Annotated in this window: 14 protein-coding genes, 1 pseudogene and 1 riboswitch; of the genes and pseudogenes, 11 read left to right on the forward strand and 4 right to left on the reverse strand. The window is 71.5% G+C overall.

Translation table 11 applies throughout. The features are described 5' to 3' along the window. Nucleotides 1–48 precede the first annotated feature (48 nt). From KKZ08_RS23380 to KKZ08_RS23395, 4 genes are read left to right on the forward strand one after another with little or no spacing between them, the layout of a single operon-like run. Nucleotides 49–1,596 carry a GMC oxidoreductase gene (locus KKZ08_RS23380; protein WP_223776306.1) on the forward strand — a complete coding sequence of 516 codons (1,548 nt, stop codon included), beginning with the start codon at nucleotides 49–51 and terminating at the stop codon, nucleotides 1,594–1,596. Continuing rightward, nucleotides 1,593–2,708 (forward strand): glycine betaine/L-proline ABC transporter ATP-binding protein, encoded by a 1,116-nt coding sequence (locus KKZ08_RS23385; RefSeq protein ID WP_223776307.1) that lies wholly within the window; start codon nucleotides 1,593–1,595, stop codon nucleotides 2,706–2,708. Before KKZ08_RS23380 ends, KKZ08_RS23385 begins: the two co-directional genes overlap by 4 nt. Next, complete coding sequence (locus KKZ08_RS23390; protein ID WP_223776308.1) at nucleotides 2,708–4,681, forward strand: ABC transporter permease subunit; 1,974 nt, start codon at nucleotides 2,708–2,710, stop codon at nucleotides 4,679–4,681. Before KKZ08_RS23385 ends, KKZ08_RS23390 begins: the two co-directional genes overlap by 1 nt. A gap of 1 nt (nucleotide 4,682) precedes the next feature. Next, nucleotides 4,683–5,663, forward strand: coding sequence for an ABC transporter substrate-binding protein (locus KKZ08_RS23395; RefSeq protein ID WP_223776309.1), 981 nt, complete (start codon nucleotides 4,683–4,685; stop codon nucleotides 5,661–5,663). 106 nt (nucleotides 5,664–5,769) lie between these two features. Here KKZ08_RS23395 and KKZ08_RS23400 read toward each other — a convergent pair whose 3' ends face one another. Genes KKZ08_RS23400 through KKZ08_RS23410 form a run of 3 tightly spaced genes read right to left on the reverse strand, consistent with a single transcriptional unit; the run spans nucleotide 5,770 to nucleotide 7,474 of the window. Then, nucleotides 5,770–6,516: an isocitrate lyase/phosphoenolpyruvate mutase family protein gene (locus KKZ08_RS23400; protein ID WP_223776310.1), complete on the reverse strand. Its 747-nt coding sequence runs from the start codon at nucleotides 6,514–6,516 to the stop codon at nucleotides 5,770–5,772. Further along, on the reverse strand, nucleotides 6,513–6,959 hold the full coding sequence (locus KKZ08_RS23405; RefSeq protein ID WP_223776311.1) for a carboxymuconolactone decarboxylase family protein: 447 nt from the start codon (nucleotides 6,957–6,959) through the stop codon (nucleotides 6,513–6,515). Before KKZ08_RS23405 ends, KKZ08_RS23400 begins: the two co-directional genes overlap by 4 nt. Further along, on the reverse strand, nucleotides 6,956–7,474 hold the full coding sequence (locus KKZ08_RS23410) for a carboxymuconolactone decarboxylase family protein (protein WP_223776312.1): 519 nt from the start codon (nucleotides 7,472–7,474) through the stop codon (nucleotides 6,956–6,958). Before KKZ08_RS23410 ends, KKZ08_RS23405 begins: the two co-directional genes overlap by 4 nt. Nucleotides 7,475–7,521: 47 nt before the next feature. Here KKZ08_RS23410 and KKZ08_RS23415 point away from each other — a divergent pair. The 4 genes and pseudogenes from KKZ08_RS23415 (at nucleotide 7,522) to KKZ08_RS23430 (ending at nucleotide 11,922) form a co-directional block, all read left to right on the forward strand. After that, nucleotides 7,522–8,927, forward strand: a pseudogene (locus KKZ08_RS23415) (PLP-dependent aminotransferase family protein). 153 nt (nucleotides 8,928–9,080) lie between these two features. Further along, on the forward strand, nucleotides 9,081–9,971 hold the full coding sequence (locus KKZ08_RS23420) for an NAD(P)-binding domain-containing protein (RefSeq protein WP_223776313.1): 891 nt from the start codon (nucleotides 9,081–9,083) through the stop codon (nucleotides 9,969–9,971). A 349-nt stretch (nucleotides 9,972–10,320) separates the two neighbouring features. Next, the gene (locus KKZ08_RS23425; RefSeq protein WP_223776314.1) at nucleotides 10,321–10,716 is read left to right on the forward strand and encodes a hypothetical protein; all 396 of its coding nucleotides are present in this window, start codon (nucleotides 10,321–10,323) and stop codon (nucleotides 10,714–10,716) included. A 21-nt stretch (nucleotides 10,717–10,737) separates the two neighbouring features. Then, nucleotides 10,738–11,922, forward strand: coding sequence for a glutathionylspermidine synthase family protein (locus KKZ08_RS23430; RefSeq protein WP_223776315.1), 1,185 nt, complete (start codon nucleotides 10,738–10,740; stop codon nucleotides 11,920–11,922). Nucleotides 11,923–11,984: 62 nt separating this feature from the next. Here the strand turns inward: KKZ08_RS23430 and rocD are convergent, their stop codons facing one another. After that, the gene (gene rocD / locus KKZ08_RS23435; RefSeq protein WP_223776316.1) at nucleotides 11,985–13,295 is read right to left on the reverse strand and encodes an ornithine--oxo-acid transaminase; all 1,311 of its coding nucleotides are present in this window, start codon (nucleotides 13,293–13,295) and stop codon (nucleotides 11,985–11,987) included. A 173-nt stretch (nucleotides 13,296–13,468) separates the two neighbouring features. After that, a riboswitch (ZMP/ZTP riboswitch) is annotated at nucleotides 13,469–13,559 on the forward strand. Nucleotides 13,560–13,599: 40 nt separating this feature from the next. On the opposite strand from rocD, the gene glyA reads away from it, so the two are divergent. The 3 genes from glyA (at nucleotide 13,600) to KKZ08_RS23450 (ending at nucleotide 17,092) form a co-directional block, all read left to right on the forward strand. Continuing rightward, nucleotides 13,600–14,883: a serine hydroxymethyltransferase gene (gene glyA, locus KKZ08_RS23440; RefSeq protein WP_223776317.1), complete on the forward strand. Its 1,284-nt coding sequence runs from the start codon at nucleotides 13,600–13,602 to the stop codon at nucleotides 14,881–14,883. A gap of 525 nt (nucleotides 14,884–15,408) precedes the next feature. Continuing rightward, nucleotides 15,409–16,422, forward strand: a complete 1,014-nt coding sequence (gene trpS / locus KKZ08_RS23445) for a tryptophan--tRNA ligase (protein ID WP_223776318.1) — start codon at nucleotides 15,409–15,411, stop codon at nucleotides 16,420–16,422. 85 nt (nucleotides 16,423–16,507) lie between these two features. Beyond that, on the forward strand, nucleotides 16,508–17,092 hold the full coding sequence (locus KKZ08_RS23450) for a 2'-5' RNA ligase family protein (RefSeq protein WP_223776319.1): 585 nt from the start codon (nucleotides 16,508–16,510) through the stop codon (nucleotides 17,090–17,092). Nucleotides 17,093–17,105: the final 13 nt, after the last annotated feature.

Raw genomic sequence — 17,105 nt, forward strand, 5'->3', positions numbered from 1 at the left:
ACGCGCAAGCACCTTGTACGACCTCGCAGGAAGAGGAGTAGCCACCCCATGGCTGAAACCCCCCAGTCCGCAACCGAGTTCGACTACGTGATCGTCGGCGGCGGCACCGCGGGATCGGTGATCGCCTCCCGCCTCACCGAGAACCCGGACGTCACCGTCGCCGTCATCGAGGGCGGCCCGAGCGACATCGACCGTGAGGACGTCCTCACGCTCCGCCGCTGGCTCGGCCTGCTCGGCGGCGACCTCGACTACGGCTACACGACCACGGAACAGCCACGCGGCAACTCCCACATCCTGCACAGCCGTGCCAAGGTGCTCGGCGGCTGCTCCTCCCACAACACCCTGATCTCCTTCAAGCCGCTGCCGTCCGACTGGGACGAGTGGGAGGAGGCCGGGGCCACCGGCTGGAACGCCAAGGCCATGGACCCCTACTTCGGCAAGCTGCGCAACAACATCGTGCGCGTCGCCAAGAAGGACCAGAACCAGATCGCCACCGACTGGGTCGAGGCCACCAAGACCGCCCTCGGCGTCCCCGAGGTCGTCGGCTTCAACGACAAGCCCTTCGACGAGGGCGTCGGCTTCTTCGACCTCGCGTACCACCCGGAGAACAACAAGCGCTCCTCCGCCTCCGTCGCCTACCTCCACCCCCACATGGAGGCCGGTGACCGCCCGAACCTCCACCTGTTCCTGGAGACCTGGGCGACCAAGCTGGAACTGGACGGCAAGACCGCGCGCGGCGTCCACGTACGGATGAAGGACGGCGCCGAGGCGCTGCTCACCGCCCGCCGCGAGGTGCTGGTCTGCGCCGGCGCCGTCGACACCCCGCGCCTGCTCATGCACTCCGGCATCGGCCCGAAGAAGGACCTCGAAGCCCTCGGCATCCCGGTCGTGCACGACCTGCCGGGCGTCGGCGAGAACCTCATCGACCACCCCGAGTCGGTCATCGTCTGGGAGACCAACGGGCCGATCCCCGGCAACTCCGCGATGGACTCGGACGCCGGTCTGTTCGTGAAGCGGGACCCGGACCACAAGGGCCCGGACCTGATGTTCCACTTCTACCAGATCCCGTTCACCGACAATCCGGAGCGTCTCGGCTACGAACGCCCGGAGCACGGCGTGTCGATGACGCCGAACATCCCCAAGTCCCGCGCCCGCGGCCGCCTCTACCTGACGTCGGCGGACCCGGAGGTCAAGCCCGCCCTCGACTTCCGGTACTTCGAGGACGAAGGGGACTACGACGGGCAGACCCTGGTCGACGGCATCAAGCTGGCGCGCAAGGTGGCGCAGGCCGAGCCGTTCAAGAAGTGGCTCAAGCGCGAGGTCTTCCCCGGCCCCGACGTCACCGACGACGCCGAGATCGGCGAACTGGTCCGCAAGGCCGCGCACACCGTCTACCACCCGGCCGGCACCTGCCGAATGGGTGCTTCCACTGATGAACTCGCCGTGGTCGACCCGGAGCTGAGGATCCGGGGCCTGGCAGGAATCCGTATCGCGGACGCATCCGTCTTCCCGACGATGCCCGCCGTGAACCCGATGATCGGAGTGCTCATGGTCGGGGAGAAATGTGCCGAGATCCTTGGTGGTGACGGCCGATGAGCGAGGCCACCGCGACGATCGCGGACACGGCTCAGGCGCCCGCCGAAGGGCCCGTCTTCGCCGTCAAGAACCTCTGGAAGGTCTTCGGCCCCAGGGCCGAGCGGATACCCGGCGACACGGAGCTGCACGGCCTGAGCCCCGCCGAGCTGCGTGAGCGGACCGGCTGCACCGCCGCCGTGCGCGATGTGTCCTTCGAGGTCAACAAGGGCGAGGTCTTCGTCGTCATGGGCCTGTCGGGCTCCGGCAAGTCCACCCTCGTACGCTGCCTGACCAGGCTCATCGAGCCCACCTCCGGCGAGCTGTCCATCGACGGCGAGGACGTCCTCGCCATGGACAAGGCCCGCCTGCGCGAACTGCGCCGCCACCGCGCCGCCATGGTCTTCCAGCACTTCGGCCTGCTGCCGCACCGCTCGGTCCTCGACAACGTCGCGTACGGCCTGGAGATCCAGGGCGTCGGCAAGGCCGAGCGGCGCGCCAAGGCCCTCGAAGTCGTCGAGAAGGTCGGCCTCCAGGGGCTCGAACAGCGCAAGCCCGGCCAGCTCTCCGGCGGCCAGCAGCAGCGCGTCGGCCTGGCCCGCGCCCTCGCCGTCGACCCTGAAGTCCTGCTGTTCGACGAGCCGTTCAGCGCCCTCGACCCGCTGATCCGCCGCGACATGCAGGAGGAGGTCGTCCGCCTGCACCGTGAAGAGGGCCGCACGATGGTCTTCATCACCCACGACCTCAGCGAGGCACTCAAGCTCGGCGACCGCATCGCCCTGATGCGCGACGGCCGCGTCGTCCAGCTCGGGACCCCCGAGGAGATCGTCGGCTCCCCGGCCGACGACTACGTCCGCGACTTCGTGCGCGACGTCGCCCGCGCCGACGTGATCAGCGTGCGCAGCGCCATGCGCCCCGCCGAGGCCGACGAGGAGACCACGGGCGCGGCCCTCGCGCCCGACGCCAAGGTCACCGAGGCCATCGAGGCCGTCGCCCGCACCGGCTCCCCGGTGCGCGTGATGGACGGCGCGCGCTGCCTGGGCGTGGTCGACCACGCCGGGCTGCTCGCCGTGGTCGCGGGTACCACCGCGGCCCCGGCGCCAAACGTCCCCGGCAAGGGCGAGGTGGTCGCCTGATGGCCACCGCCACCGCCTCCGGTCCCGTCCGCGATACGGGAATCGGCGCCCTCCTCCGCCACCGCGCCGTCGGCAAGGTCCTGCTCCTCGCCGTCGCCGCGGCCGTGATCGTGCCGATCCTCAACGCCAAGTGGGCCTCCGGCGCCTGGCCCGACGCCCTCACCGTCGACCTGACCGAGCCGCTGGGCAGGACCACCGACTGGATCATCGACAACCGCGACAGCCACCCGCTGTTCACCTACTTCTTCGGGCACGTCAGCAACGCCATCGTGCTCTCCGTGCGCGGCGTCTACCTGGTGCTGCTCGGCGCCGGCTGGGCCGGCGTGACCGTCGCCGCCGGGCTCATCGCCTGGCGCGTGGCGGGCGTCAAGCTCGCCGTCATGGCGTCCGTGTCGTTCGCCGTGTGCGGGCTGCTCGGCATGTGGGTGCCGACCATGCAGACCCTCGCCCTGATGATCGTGGCGGTCCTCGCCTCGGTCGTGGTCGGCCTGCTCCTCGGCCTCGCGGGCGGGCTCAGCGACCGCGTCTTCCGCATCCTGCGGCCGGTCCTCGACACCATGCAGGTGCTGCCCGCGTACGCCTACCTGCTCCCCTTCGCCCTCGTCTTCGGCATGGGCGTCCCGGCGGCCGTCCTCGCCACGGTCGTGTACTCGGCGCCGCCCATGGCCCGGCTCACCGCGCTCGGCCTGCGGGGCGCCGACAGCGGCGTCATGGAGGCGGTCACCTCGCTCGGCGCGACCGGGCGCCAGCGCCTGCTCTCGGCGCGCCTGCCGCTCGCCCTCAAGGAACTCCTGCTCGGCGTCAACCAGACGATCATGATGGCGCTCTCCATGGCCGTCATCGCCTCGGTGATCGGCGCGGGCGGCCTCGGTGACCGCGTCTACCAGGCGCTCTCGACCGTCGACGTCGGCCAGGCGCTCGCCGCAGGCATCCCGATCGTGCTGCTCGCCGTGGTCCTGGACCGGGTGACCGGAGCCGCCGGTGAGCGCATGGGCACGCAGACCGCCGAGGCCGACGCGTCGCCGCTGCGCGGCTGGCGCGGCTGGTCGCTGGTGGCCGCCGTGACGGTCGTCGCCGCGCTCGCCGCCCGCTTCGCGGACCGCGTGGACTGGCCGACCGGCTGGGTCGTCAACATCGCCCCGTCGGTCAACACCGCCAAGGACTGGATGGTCGACCACCTGTACACCGACGTGCCCGTCGTCGGCGGCACCGCGGACTGGGCGGCGCACTTCACCACCTGGATCCTCAACCCCGTCCGCGACGGTCTCCAGGGCCTGCCCTGGTGGTCCGTCCTGCTGATCGTCGCCGCGCTCGCCTGGCTGATCGGCACCTGGCAGACGGCGCTCACCGCCGTCGCCGCGATGGCCGCGATCGGTGTGCTCGGCGTCTGGAACAAGTCCCTCGACACGCTCTCGCAGGTCCTCGCCGGTGTCGCCGTGACGCTGGTCCTCGGCTTCGCCATCGGCGTCCTCGCCTCGCGCAGCAAGCGGTTCGAACGCATGCTCCGACCGGTGCTGGACGTCTTCCAGACGATGCCGCAGTTCGTCTACCTGATCCCGGTCGTCGCCCTCTTCGGCATCGGCCGGGCCCCCGCGGTCGCCGCCGCCGTGGTCTACGCGCTGCCCGCCGTCGTCCGCATCACCACGCAGGGCCTGAGCCAGGTCGACGGCGCCGCGATGGAGTCCTCGCGCTCGCTGGGCGCCACCAGCTGGCAGCAGCTGCGCAGGGTCCAGCTGCCGCTGGCCCGCCCGGCGCTCCTGCTCGCCCTCAACCAGGGCGTCGTCCTGGTCCTGGCCGTCGTCGTCATCGGCGGTCTGGTCGGCGGTGGCGCGCTCGGCTACGACGTGGTGTTCGGCATCGCGCAGGGCGACCTGGCGACCGGCCTGGTGGCCGGTGCCGCGATCGTCTGCCTCGGCCTGATGCTCGACCGGGTCACGCAGCCCACCGAGCGCCGCGTCAAGAAGGGAGCGTGACATGCGCACTCGTACGCACGTGATTCGTACGCGTGTCCTGAGCGCCGTCACGGCCGGCGGCGCGCTGCTCGCGCTCTCCGGCTGCGGCGCCGCCGACATGACCAAGCAGGCGTCGCCGTACGCGAACGCCGCCGGGGCCAAGACGGTGACCCTCTCGGTCCAGTCCTGGGTCGGCGCGCAGGCGGACGTCGCCGTCGCCGAGTACCTGCTCAAGAACGAGCTGGGCTACCGCGTCGACAAGGTCCAGATCGACGAGGTCCCCGCCTGGGACGCCCTCAGCCAGGGCCGCGTCGACGCGATCATGGAGGACTGGGGCCACCCCGAGCAGGAACAGCGCTACGTCAAGGACAAGAAGACGATCGTCCCCGGCGGCGACGTCGGCGTGACGGGCCACATCGGCTGGTACGTCCCCACGTACTTCGCCAAGAAGCACCCGGACGTCACCGACTGGAAGAACCTCAACAAGTACGCCGACCAGTTCCGCACCTCCGAGAGCGGCGACAAGGGCCAGCTCATGGACGGCTCCCCGTCGTACGTGACGAACGACAAGGCCCTCGTCAAGAACCTCGGCCTGGACTACGAGGTCGTCTTCGCCGGCTCGGAGGCGGCGCAGATCACCCAGATCGAGCAGTTCGCCAAGCAGAAGAAGCCGTTCCTGACGTACTGGTACAAGCCGCAGTGGCTGTTCGAGAAGGTGCCGATGACGGAGGTGAAGCTGCCCGCGTACACGGAGGGCTGCGACGCCGACCCGGCCGAGATCAAGTGCGCCTATCCGCACACGCCGCTCCAGAAGTACCTCAACGCGGACTTCGCCAAGAAGGGCGGCGACGCCGCGAAGTTCCTGAAGAACTTCAAGTGGTCGGAGGAGGACCAGAACGAGGTCTCCCTGATGATCGCGGACAAGAAGATGTCGCCGGACGCGGCGGCGAAGAAGTGGGTCGAGCAGAACGAGGCGAAGTGGCGGGCGTGGATTCCTGAGTAGGCGTCCACGCGGGCCGTCCCTGTGTGCTGGGTGGCCGGGTGTGCCGGGCGCTTTGTGGGCAAGGCGCCCGGCACAGCCGTGTCAGGGCCGGTCCGTCAGCCCGGGCTCAGGGGCGGGCCAGCTCGTCGGCGATGTCCCGCAGTGCCGTCAGGCTCCGGTGCAGCAGGCCGGGCCCGAAGGTGATCCGCGTGGCGCCCAGCTCCCCCAGCTTCCGCGGGGACGGGCCGACCGGCTCCGCCACCATGTTGAGGGGGCCTTCGATGCCCGCCCGCAGTGCGGGGATCGCCTCGGCGGGCGCCAGGATCGGGTACACGCAGTCCGCGCCGGCGGCCACGTACAGGCGGGCCCGCTCGATCGCGGCCTCCGGCCCGGGGACACCCCTGAGGAACGTGTCCACGCGCGCGTTGACGAAGAGCCGGTCGCCCGCGGCGGCCCGTACCTCCGCGAGGAAGTCGGCGTGCTCGGCGGGGTCCTTGAGCGTGCTCGTCCCGTCCTCCGCCTTGACGGAGTCCTCCAGGTTGCAGCCGACCGCCCCGGTCGCGAGGAGCCGCTCCACCAGTTCCTCCGGTGGCAGGCCGTAGCCGCCCTCGATGTCCGCGCTCACGGGCACGGAGACGGACCGTACGACACGTGTGACCGCCGCGAACATCTCGTCGGGCGGCACCTGCCCGTCCTCGTATCCGAGCGAGAGCGCGATCCCCGCGCTGGGCGTGGCGAGCGCGGGGCTGCCGGCCTCCTCGAAGACCCGGGCGCTCGCGGCGTCCCACGGTCCGGGCAGGATCAGCGGGTCGCCGGGCGCGCGGTCGTGGTGCAGGGCGCGCAGGGTGTCGACGGCGTTGGTGGCGGCGGTCATGAGAAGGTCCCCCCGGGTTCGATGCGGCGGCTGACCATCAGCCGGTTCCAGCTGTTGATGACGGCGATCAGGCCGTGCAAATGGGCGAGCTGGGCCTCGTCGAAGTGCTGGGCGGCCCGCTCGTACACCTCGTCCGGCACGAAGTCCTCGGTGAGGACGGTGACGGCCTCGGTCAGGGCGAGGGCCGCGCGCTCCCGCTCGTCGAACAGCGCACCGGCCTCCTCCCACGCGTCGAGCAGCGCGATCCGCTTGGCGCTCTCGCCGTTCTTGAGGGCGATCTCCACATGCATGTCGAGGCAGAACGCGCAGGCGTTGACCTGCGAGGCCCGGATCATCACCAGCTCGGCGAGGGCCGGATCGCCGAGGCCCCGCTTGGCGGCGGCGCTCAGCGCGGACATCGCGGAGGCGACGCCCTTGTCCAAGTAGGTGGTACGAGCGGTCACTTGTGGTCCCCGGCCTTGTAGTGGCCCGGCACCTGGCGCGTCGAGACGCCGAAGCGGTTCCACGCGTTGATGACGGCGATCGCGGCGATCAGCTGGGTCAGCTCCGCCTCGTCGAAGTGCTGGGCGGCCCGCTCGTACACCTCGTCCGGCACGAAGCCGTCGGTCAGGACGGTCACCGCGTCGGTCAGCTCGATCGCGGCGACTTCCTTGGCCGTGTAGAAGTGCCGAGACTCCTCCCACGCGCTGAGCTGGATGATCCGCTCGACGCTCTCGCCCGCCGCGAGGGCGTCCTTGGTGTGCATGTCCAGGCAGAGCGCGCAGCGGTTGATCTGCGAGGCGCGGATCTTGACGAGTTCGTAGATCACCGGGTCGAGCCCCTTACGGGCCGCCGCGTCGAGTCTGATCATGGCCTTGAAGACCTCGGGGGCGTGCTGGGCCCAGGCCAGGCGGGGGGTGTGCTCGTGGACGTACTCCTTCGTGGCGGTGGTGGTGGCGGGGTGCTCGTTCGTCGTCATGACGACGACCCTACGGGCGTGGTCGCCCACCGGTATGGTCCATTTCCATGGGAGAATCTTGGGCCACTCTGGGCGTCGACCTGCACCTGGAGACGGGCGGTGACGCCGCCCGCGGCGGTGTGCGCAAGGGCCTGACCGACGCTCTGCGCGAGGCGGTCCGCGGCGGCCGCCTCGCTCCCGGCACCCGGCTGCCCTCGTCCCGCTCCCTCGCCGTCGACCTCGGCATCGCCCGCAACACCGTCGCCGACGCCTACGCCGACCTCGTCGCCGAAGGCTGGCTCACCGCCCGCCAGGGCTCGGGCACGCGCGTCGCCGAGCGCCCGGTCGCGCCGCCGGTGCGGCCCGCGCCCGCCCGCAGGCCCGCCGGGGCGCCGACGTACGACCTGCACCCCGGCACCCCGACCTCTCCTCCTTCCCGCGCGCGGAGTGGCTCAAGGCGGCCCGCCGCGCGCTGGCGGCGGCGCCCAACGCCGCGTTCGGGTACGGCGATCCGCGCGGCCGCATCGAACTGCGCGAGGCCCTCGCCGGCTACCTCGCGCGGGCCCGGGGCGTGTCCACGGACCCCGACCGCACCGTCATCACCGCAGGGTTCGTGCACGGCTTGTCCATCCTCGGCCGGGTCCTGCGGGCACGCGGGCTGCGGGACGCGGCCGTGGAGTCGTACGGCCTGGACATCCACTGGAACCTCCTGCACCGCGCCGGGCTGCGCACGGCGCCGCTCGCCTTCGACGGGCTCGGCACGGACGTCGCGGGGCTGGAGCGGGGCCCGGCGAAGGCGGTGCTGCTCACTCCCGCGCACCAGTTCCCGATGGGTTCGCCGCTGCACCCCGACCGGCGCGCGGCGGCCGTGGACTGGGCGCGGCGCGAGGGCGGGGTGATCCTGGAGGACGACTACGACGGCGAGTTCCGCTACGACCGCCAGCCCGTCGGCGCGCTCCAGGGCCTCGACCCCGAACGCGTGGTCTACCTCGGCACGGCAAGCAAGTCCCTCGCCCCCGGCCTGCGCCTGGGCTGGATGGTGGTGCCCTCGGGGCTGCGCGACGAGGTCGTCGGCGAGAAGGACGCCGCTGGATGGTCGGGCAGCGCACTCGACCAGCTGACCCTCGCGGAGTTCCTCACCTCGGGTGCGTACGACCGTCATGTCCGCGCCGCCCGCCTGCGCTACCGGCGCCGCCGCGACCAGTTGGTGGCCGCTCTCGCCGAACGGTCCCCCGAGACCCGCGCCACGGGCATCGCCGCGGGCCTCCACGCGGTCCTCGAACTCCCGCCGGGCACCGAGCAATCCGTCGTCCAGGCCGCCAACTGGGAGCGGCTCGCGGTCCAGGGGCTCTCCCGCTTCCGCCATCCGCTCGCGGCGGTGCGGCGGCAGGACGCGCTGGTCGTGGGGTACGGGACGCCCGCGGAGCACGCGTGGGCGGGGGCGCTGGAGGCGTTGTGCCGGGTGCTGCCGTGATGTGGCGGGACGGGTACGTCCTCGTCCGGTGGGCCCGAGCCCAAAGCCCTAGACCCCCTCGGCCCTGCGGCTGATCCCGCCCCCGAGGCGCCCAACTAGCGTTCCCCGCGAGCGGAACGGGCTCCCGGCCCGCCGCCGGAGAAGGGGGACAGCATGACGACGACGTCGGTGCCGGCAGAGGGTGCGGCAAGGAAGGTCACCGTGCTCGGGCTCGGTGACATGGGCTCAGCGATCGCCCGGACGTTCGTGGAGCACGGATTTCGCACCACGGTCTGGAACCGGACCGCGTCCAAGAGCGCGCCACTGGTCGAGGCGGGTGCCACCGCGGCCGCCACGGCGGCGGAGGCGGTGGCGGCGAGCCCGCTCGTCGTGATCTGCCTGCTCGACGGCACGGCGGTCGACGAGGTGCTGGCCTCGGTCGACACGGCGGTCGCGGGCAAGGTCCTGGTGAACGTCACGAGCGGCTCTCCCGCCCAGGCGCGGGCGTACGAGCGCTGGGCGGGCGAGCGCGGCGCGGAGTACATCGACGGCAAGGTCATGGGCGACCCGCCGGACGTCGGCAAGCCCCACGTCGTGTTCCCGTTCAGCGGCTCCCGCGCCGCCTACGAGGCCCACGAGCCGACGCTTCGGGTGCTGGGCGGCGTCGTGTACCACGGCGAGGACCCCGGTGCGGCGGCCGTGGAGTTCATGGCCCAGGTCGCGATGGGCTTCGAGCTGCTCATCGGCTTTCTCCACACGCTCAAGCTGGTCCAGGCGGAGGGCGTCGACGTCACCGGGTTCACCGACCGCCTCGCGGCTTCGGTCGCCGCCTACCCGCCACTGCTGACCTCGATGGCCGAGGCGGTCAAGAGCGGCGAGTACGGGCCGGACCTCGGCTCGCTCGACGTCCAGGCCGCCCTGATGGACGACCTGATCAGCCACCGGGAGTCCGTCGGCGTGGAGTCGGTACGGATGCGGGAGGTCAAGACCCTGATGACCCGCCGCATAACCGAGGGCCATGGCGACCAGGGCTTCTCCAGCCTGTTCGAACTGCTGGGGAAGTAGGCCGGGGAGGGGCGGGGCGCGTGCCGGGCCTCGGCGGTGCGGCTCGGCCGGGCGGGGGTGCGCCCCCGTCAGGGGCGCGGGGAACGGCGCGAGCAACCACGACGCGCCCGCAGGGGATGGTCGAGGGAGGCCAAAGAGGCCGCAGAGACGCAGGCCACTAGGCTGACCGCCGATCACACGCACCAACTTCCACGGGGGAGCAGAACGGATGGTTGAGCAACAGCCGCCGACGGCCCAGCCACAGACGCCCACGGCCCAGCAACAGATACGGACGCCCGAGCACCAGCCGCCGACCGGACAAGCAGACCGGCAGCCGCCGCAGCGAACCGAACAACCGCAGCCGGCACGGATGAAACAGACGAAGCCGCGCCGCCTGCGGTCCAGCACGGTCGTGCTCGGCGGCATGGGCGTCCTCGCGGCGGCCCTGACCTCCTGCGGCTCGGAACCGGACCGCCGCTGCGTGGACCGGGACAGCTACGACGGCTTCCTCGGCTACAAGATCGTCAGTGACAAGCACTGCAAGACGACCGCCGGGTCCTCCACGGGCAAGGGCCGCAAGTCGAACACCGGCTCCTACGGCACCGGCAGGACCCCGGGCCGCATCGACCCCGCCTGGTACTACGACGCCGAGGTCGACGGCCGCTACGCCGACCTAGGCACCTTCAGCCGCAGCGAGGCCGTGGACCGCGACGGCTTCGGCTGCTCGGGCGACGGCAGCGGTGGCAGCGGCAGCGGCGGCGGCTGACCGGCAGGGACTCCGCACACCATGGAACGCCGCACCATCGAACCCCGCCCCGGCTGGCAGCGGACCGTCGAGGACCAGGGACTCGTCTACCCCCTCACCCGCTACCCCGACGACACCCTGCGCCCCTACTGGGACGAGAGCGCCTACTACGTCTTCTCGCTCCCCGAGGTCGAGGCACTGGAGGAAATCGTCGAGGAACTCCACGCGATGTGCCTGGCCGCCGCCGCGCACCTCGTCGATCACGACCGCCTGGCCGACCTCGGCATCACGGACCCGCGCGTGGCGGACGCCGTCACCGAGGCCTGGCACCGCCGCGCCGAACTCCCCTCCCTCTACGGCCGCTTCGACCTGCGCTACGACGGCACGGGCCCGGCCAAGATGCTGGAGTACAACGCCGACACCCCCACCTCCCTCGTCGAGGCCGCGAGCCCGCAGTGGTTCTGGATGGAGGAGCGCTTCCCGGGCGCCGACCAGTGGAACTCCCTCCACGAACGCCTCGTCGACGCCTGGCGGAAACAGGCCGACCTGCTGCCGCCCGGCGGCCCCCTCTACTTCGCGCACTCCGCCGCCGACGAACTCGGCGAGGACCTGATGACCGTCGCCTATCTGCGCGAGACGGCCCAACAGGCGGGTCTCGCCACGGACTCCATCTCCATGGAGGACATCGGCTGGGACCGCCTCTCGCGCCGCTTCGTCGACAAGAAGCTCCGCTTCATACGCTCCTGCTTCAAGCTCTACCCGTGGGAATGGCTGACCACGGACCGCTTCGCGCCGCACGTCCTGGAGACCCTCGACAACGGCGGCGGGACCGGCTCGACGCTGTGGATCGAACCCGCCTGGAAGATGCTCCTCTCCAACAAGGCCCTCCTCGCCGTCCTCTGGGAGCTGTACCCGGGCCACCCGAACCTGCTCCCCGCCTACCTGGACGGCCCCCGCGAACTGGCCACCACGCGCGGCTACGTCGCCAAGCCCCTCCTCGGCCGCGAGGGCGCCGGCGTCACGGTGCACGAACCGGACTCCGCCCCTGTCCGGCCCGAACAGCCCTGCTGCTACCAGGAATTGGCCCCCCTGCCGGACTTCGACGGCAACCGGGTCGTCCTCGGCGCCTGGGTCGTCGAGGACGAGGCGGCCGGGCTCGGCATCAGGGAGTCCTCGGGCCTGATCACGGACGAGTACGCGCGGTTCCTCCCCCACGTGATCCTCTGACCCGAGCCGGAAGGGTCCGAGCCGGTCGGCAGCCTGGCCGGCGGGGCGGAGCCCCGCCCCCGTCAGCTCAGGACCGCCCGCAGCTGGTCGAGCCCCCAGTCCAGATCCTCCTTGCTGATCACCAGCGGGGGAGCGATACGGATCGTCGCGCCGTGCGTGTCCTTGACCAGCACCCCGCGCTCCATCAGCTTCTCGGACACCTCCCGGCCCGTGCCGTGCGACGGGGCGATGTCGACGCCCGCCCACAGCCCGCGCCCACGCACCTCCGTCACCTTGCCGGCCCCGGTCAGCAGGCCCAGCTCGGCGTGCAGATGGTCGCCCAGCTCCGTCGCCCGCTGCTGGAACTCGCCCGTCGAGAGCATGTCGACCACCTCAAGGCCCACGGCACAGGCGAGGGGGTTGCCGCCGAACGTCGACCCGTGCTCACCCGGCTTGAACACCCCGAGGACATCGGCGTCCGCGACCACCGCCGACACCGGCACGACCCCGCCCCCGAGCGCCTTGCCCAGCAGGTACACGTCCGGCACCACGCCCTCGTGCTCACACGCGAACGTCCGGCCCGTCCGGCCGAGCCCCGACTGGATCTCGTCCGCCATGAAGAGCACCCCGCGCTCGCGGGTCAGCTCCCTGACCCCCGCCAGATACCCGGGGGGCGGCACCAGCACCCCTGCCTCGCCCTGGATCGGCTCCAGGAGCACCGCCACCGTCTCGTCGGTGACCGCGGCCCGCAGCGCCGCCAGATCCCCGTACGGCACGATCTCGAACCCCGGCGTGTACGGCCCGAAGTCCGCCCGCGCCTCCTCGTCCGTGGAGAAGCTGACGATGGTCGTGGTCCGGCCGTGGAAGTTCTCGGCCGCGACGACGATCTTCGCCCGCCCGTCCGGCACGCCCTTGACCCGGTACCCCCACTTGCGCGCGGTCTTCACGGCCGTCTCGACGGCCTCCGCGCCCGTGTTCATCGGCAGCACCATCTCCTTGCCGCACAGCTCGGCCAGGCGCGTACAGAACTCGGCGAAACGGTCGTGGTGGAAGGCCCGCGAGGTCAGCGTCACGCGGTCCAGCTGCGCCTTGGCGGCCTCGATCAGGCGGCGGTTGCCGTGCCCGAAGTTGAGCGCGGAGTACCCGGCGAGCATGTCGAGGTAGCGGCGCCCCTCGACATCGGTCATCCAGGCGCCCTCGGCCGAGGCGACCACGATGGGCAGCGGGTGGTAATTGTGCGCGCTGTGCGCCTCGGCCGACGCGATGAACTTCTCGGTGGCCGAGCCGGTGGCCGAGCCGGCGGCCGAACTGGTGGCCGAGCCGCCGATCGTCCCCGATGAGGGTGCTGACGAACCTGCGGAAGGTGACGCGAAGGGGGTTGGCATAGTCGACACGGGGTCTCCGTTCGTCCTGCGGCGCGGCGCGATGGTGGCGGCCGGGTGGTCCAAGTTCTGCCGGGTGGTGCACGTTCTGCCTGGTGTTCCGAGTGCGCGGTCCTATCGTTCCATCGTCGCTCGCATCGCGGACGAAGAAACCTGCCGTAACGGCGTGCCAGCTATGGTGGCTCCAACAGCACGGCGACTGGCGCACGGGGAATGAACCCCGAGGAAGCCGTGCGAGGCAGAACCTTCGAGGTGCCGCCCGCCTGGGCACCCCGGGACCACGACCGGACACTCACCGCTCGCCCCGGAGGACGCCATGACTCTCCCTTCCTCTTCCGCTCAGCATCACCCCGCCCTCGCCGCCGAGGACCCGGAACTCGCCGCCCTCGTCGGCGCCGAGGAGCAGCTCCAGGCCGACACGCTGCGGCTGATCCCCAGCGAGAACTACGTCTCCTCCGCCGTCCTCGAAGCCTCCGGCACCGTCCTTCAGAACAAGTACAGCGAGGGCTACCCGGGCCGCCGCTACTACGAGGGCCAGCAGAACATCGACCCCGTCGAGCTCCTGGCGGTCGCCCGCGCCAAGGCCGTCTTCGGCGTCGAGCACGCCAACGTCCAGCCCTACTCCGGCTCCCCCGCCAACCTCGCCGTCTACCTCGCCTTCGCCGAGCCCGGCGACACCGTGATGGGCATGGCCCTGCCCATGGGCGGCCACCTCACCCACGGCTGGGGCGTCTCCGCCACCGGCAAGTGGTTCCGCGGCGTGCAGTACGGCGTCCGCCAGGACACCGGGCTCATCGACTTCGACGAGGTCCGCGACCTCGCCCTGAAGGAACGCCCCAAGCTGATCTTCTGCGGTGGCACCGCCCTCCCTCGCACCATCGACTTCGCCGCCTTCGCCGAGATCGCCCGCGAGGCAGGATCCGTGCTGGTCGCCGACATCGCGCACATCGCCGGCCTGATCGCGGGCGGCGCCCACCCGTCACCGGTGCCGCACGCCGACGTGATCTCCACGACGACCCACAAGACCCTGCGCGGCCCGCGCGGCGCCATGCTCATGTCCCGCGAGGAGCACGCCAAGGCCATCGACAAGGCGGTCTTCCCCGGCCTCCAGGGCGGCCCGCACAACCAGACCACCGCGGCCATCGCGGTCGCCCTCCACGAGGCGTCCCGCCCCTCCTTCCGCGACTACGCCCACGCGGTCGTCGACAACGCCAAGGCCCTCGCCGAGGCCCTGCTCGCCCGCGGCTTCGACCTGGTCTCGGGCGGCACCGACAACCACCTGATCCTGATGGACCTCACCCCCAAGGACGTCCCGGGCAAGGTCGCCGCCAAGGCCCTCGATCGGGCCGGGATCGTCGTCAACTACAACACCGTGCCGTTCGACCCGAGGAAGCCGTTCGACCCCTCGGGCGTCCGCATCGGCACCCCGTCCCTCACCTCCCGCGGTCTGGGCACCGAGCACATGGCGACCGTCGCCGACTGGATCGACCGCGGTGTCGCCGCCGCGGGCACCGGTGACGAGGCCGCCCTGACGAAGATCAGGGCCGAGGTCGCCGAGCTGATGTCCGCCCACCCGGCCCCGGGCCTGCCGACGGACTGACGCCCGCCCCTCCCTCCCGGCGCCAGGACACCTCCTGGACGTCCACGATCTCCTGCCGGGGGCCCGGGTCCGCGACCCGAGGCTCCCGGCGCCGGAGCAGCAGCACCCCGGCGGCCCCCGCCACCACACCGCCGGCCGCGCCCGGTATCGCCCACCGCCAGCCCATGCCGCCGTCGGCCCCCGGTCCTTCCGCCGCGTCTCCCGCCGTACCTTCCGCCCGGTCGGCCGCGCGTGTCGGCGGGATCTGCCCATCCGGCCGCGACCACGTCGGCGGCGGTATCCCGGCCCTGCCGTCGGCCGAGGCCTTGCCGAGCACGTCGATCCTCTTCAGCAGCGCGCGCAGCGCGGCCGGGTCCTCGGCCTTGTGCCAGAAGCCTTCGACGGCTCGGTCCTCGGCACTGTGTTCCTCGTCTCATCGGCCACCCTGTGTCCTCACACTCTTGATACACCGGACGGGTGTGATCGGCTCCCACCCGTCCCCAGCCTGTTTCCGAGCTATGAGACTCACCTGAGAGAATGGGCGGCATGGCCTCTGAACGACCTCGTGTGCTCTCCGGAATCCAGCCCACCGCCGGCTCGTTCCACCTCGGCAACTACCTCGGCGCCGTCCGCCAGTGGGTGGCGTTGCAGGAGTCCCACGACGCCTTCTACATGGTGGTCGACCTGCACGCGATCACCGTCCCGCAGGACCCCGCCGAGCTGCGCGCCAACACCCGGCTCGCCGCCGCCCAGCTGCTCGCCGCCGGGCTCGACCCGGAGCGCTGCACGCTCTTCGTCCAGAGCCACGTGCCCGAGCACGCCCAGCTGGCCTGGGTCATGAACTGCCTCACCGGCTTCGGCGAGGCCTCCCGCATGACGCAGTTCAAGGACAAGGCCGCCAAGCAGGGCGCCGACCGCGCCTCGGTCGGCCTGTTCACGTACCCCGTCCTCCAGGTCGCGGACATCCTGCTGTACCAGGCCAACGAGGTCCCGGTCGGCGAGGACCAGCGCCAGCACGTCGAGCTCACCCGTGACCTCGCCGAGCGTTTCAACGGCCGCTTCGGGGAGACGTTCACGGTGCCGTCGGCGTACATCCTCAAGGAGACGGCGAAGATCTACGACCTTCAGGACCCGTCGATCAAGATGAGCAAGTCGGCGTCCACGCCGAAGGGGCTCATCAACCTCCTCGACGAGCCCAAGGCCACCGCCAAGAAGGTCAAGAGCGCCGTCACCGACACGGACACGGTCATCCGCTACCACGTGGCCGACAAGCCCGGCATCAGCAATCTCCTCAGCATCTACTCCACGCTCACCGGCACCGGTATCGCCGAACTGGAGCAGAAGTACACCGGCAAGGGCTACGGTGCGCTGAAGACCGACCTCGCCGAGGTCATGGTCGAGTTCGTGACCCCGTTCCGAAACCGCACCCAGGAGTACCTGGACGACCCGGAGACGCTCGACTCGATCCTGGCCAAGGGCGCGGAGAAGGCGCGTGCCGTCGCCGCCGAGACCCTCGCGCAGGCGTACGACAAGGTGGGCTTCCTGCCCGCCAAGCACTGAGCTGCACCGGACCGAGCACGACAAGCGCACCGCGCTGCCCGGAGGGCTGCGCACCCGCCCATCGACACGACGACAGGAGTACGACGTGGGGACCGTAACGATCGGCGTCTCGATCGCGGTCCCGGAGCCACACGGCAGCCTGCTCCAAGAGCGGCGCGCGGGCTTCGGGGACCCCGCGGCGCACGGCATCCCCACCCACGTCACCCTGCTGCCTCCTACCGAAGTGGAGGCTTCCGCGCTGCCCGCGGTCGAGGCGCATCTCCTCTCGGTCGCGGCGGCCGGCCGCTCCTTCCCGATGCGTCTGTCCGGGACGGGCACCTTCCGCCCGCTGTCGCCCGTCGTCTACGTACAGGTGGTGTCGGGCGCGGCGGCCTGCTCCTGGTTGCAGGAGCAGGTGCGGGACGCGTCGGGGCCGATGGCGCGCGAACTGCAGTTCCCCTACCACCCGCATGTCACCGTGGCGCACGGCATCGCCGAGGAGGCCATGGACCGGGCGTACGAGGAGCTTTCGGAGTACGAGGCCGAGTGGTCCTGCACCGGCTTCGCCCTGTACGAGCAGGGTTCCGACGGCGTCTGGCGCAAGCTGCGCGACTTCGACTTCGGCGGCGGCCCTATGGTGCCCCCGCAGACGCCCTCCCCGGCTGCCCGGGGCACGCTGCCCGCGCACTGACCGGGGTCGGCCG

This window comes from Streptomyces sp. 135 (assembly GCF_020026305.1).
Taxonomy (GTDB): domain Bacteria; phylum Actinomycetota; class Actinomycetes; order Streptomycetales; family Streptomycetaceae; genus Streptomyces.

Coding starts and splice junctions, on each gene's coding strand:
- KKZ08_RS23385 (WP_223776307.1), top strand. CDS start 1,593: ATGAGCGAGGCCACCGCGACGATCGCGGACACGGCTCAGGCGCCCGCC.
- trpS (WP_223776318.1), top strand. CDS start 15,409: ATGGCCTCTGAACGACCTCGTGTGCTCTCCGGAATCCAGCCCACCGCC.
- glyA (WP_223776317.1), top strand. CDS start 13,600: ATGACTCTCCCTTCCTCTTCCGCTCAGCATCACCCCGCCCTCGCCGCC.
- KKZ08_RS23390 (WP_223776308.1), top strand. CDS start 2,708: ATGGCCACCGCCACCGCCTCCGGTCCCGTCCGCGATACGGGAATCGGC.
- KKZ08_RS23425 (WP_223776314.1), top strand. CDS start 10,321: ATGAAACAGACGAAGCCGCGCCGCCTGCGGTCCAGCACGGTCGTGCTC.
- KKZ08_RS23410 (WP_223776312.1), bottom strand. CDS start 7,474: ATGACGACGAACGAGCACCCCGCCACCACCACCGCCACGAAGGAGTAC.
- KKZ08_RS23400 (WP_223776310.1), bottom strand. CDS start 6,516: ATGACCGCCGCCACCAACGCCGTCGACACCCTGCGCGCCCTGCACCAC.
- KKZ08_RS23395 (WP_223776309.1), top strand. CDS start 4,683: ATGCGCACTCGTACGCACGTGATTCGTACGCGTGTCCTGAGCGCCGTC.
- KKZ08_RS23430 (WP_223776315.1), top strand. CDS start 10,738: ATGGAACGCCGCACCATCGAACCCCGCCCCGGCTGGCAGCGGACCGTC.
- KKZ08_RS23380 (WP_223776306.1), top strand. CDS start 49: ATGGCTGAAACCCCCCAGTCCGCAACCGAGTTCGACTACGTGATCGTC.
- KKZ08_RS23420 (WP_223776313.1), top strand. CDS start 9,081: ATGACGACGACGTCGGTGCCGGCAGAGGGTGCGGCAAGGAAGGTCACC.